Raw genomic sequence first — 1,008 nt, 5'->3', positions numbered from 1 at the left:
ATTCGTTTGCTGGGCGTTGAGCCACCCGCGGAACGCAGTGCCGGGATTAAAGTCGGGTCTGTCGCAGAATTAGTTGAAAAACTTCGGAATGAAGCCAAGGTGATCGCATGAGTATTTTAGTCCTTGCAGAACATGACAATCAGTCATTAAAGCCCGTTACCCTGAACGTTATCGCCGCTGCAACCGTGATAGGTGGCGATATCACCCTGTTGGTGGCGGGTCATCAATGTGGTGAGGTTGCTGAACAGGCGGCTCAGGTGGTTGGGGTGCAAAAAGTACTGCTGGCCGATGCGCCAGCCTATGCCCATCAGTTGGCGGAAAATGTGAGCCAGTTACTCCTAGAGCAAGCACAAGGCTGCAGTCATGTGTTGGCCGCGGCAACCACCACCGGCAAAAACGTCCTGCCACGCGTTGCCGCCTTGCTTGGTGTGAATCAAGTCTCCGATGTGCTGGCAATCGAGGCCCCTAATCGTTTCAAGCGTGCGATTTATGCGGGTAATGCGATTGCTCAGGTTGAGTCTGATGAGTCTGTGCAAGTGTTGACCATTCGTGGCACCGCCTTTGATCCAGTCGCAGCAACGGGTAACAGTGCCAGTGTTGAGCGCGTAGAGTCTGTGTTTGAAAGCGCAGATGTTAGCTTTAGCCATGAAGCCTTGGCAAAATCTGATCGCCCCGAATTGACGGCGGCCAGCATTGTTGTATCGGGCGGACGTGGCTTAGGCAATGGCGAGAATTTCGACATGCTGTACAAGGTGGCCGATAAACTGGGTGCGGCTGTGGGTGCTTCGCGTGCAGCAGTGGATGCCGGTTACGTTCCCAACGATATGCAGGTGGGGCAGACGGGTAAGTTGGTCGCGCCGGATCTGTACATTGCGGTGGGTATTTCGGGTGCGATTCAGCACTTAGCCGGGATGAAGGATTCAAAAGTGATCGTAGCGATCAATAAAGATGAAGAAGCCCCGATATTCCAAGTGGCCGATTATGGACTGGTGGCGGATCTGTTTGAGG

General features: G+C 53.8%; 1 protein-coding gene and 1 pseudogene. Both read left to right on the top strand.

Translation table 11 applies throughout. The features are described from left to right. Positions 1 to 111: pseudogene (locus tag D791_RS21270) on the top strand (electron transfer flavoprotein subunit beta/FixA family protein); the annotation flags it as partial. After that, positions 108 to 1,008, top strand: a 901-nt coding sequence (locus tag D791_RS18610) for an electron transfer flavoprotein subunit alpha/FixB family protein (RefSeq protein ID WP_036515046.1), incomplete at its 3' end; no start/stop codon positions are given. The pseudogene D791_RS21270 and the gene D791_RS18610, both read left to right, overlap by 4 nt.

This window comes from Nitrincola nitratireducens (assembly GCF_000585235.1).
GTDB lineage: Bacteria > Pseudomonadota > Gammaproteobacteria > Pseudomonadales > Balneatricaceae > Nitrincola > Nitrincola alkalisediminis.
The sequence above is the reverse complement of the archived record's forward strand: the minus strand, read 5'-3'. Positions and strand labels throughout refer to the sequence as shown.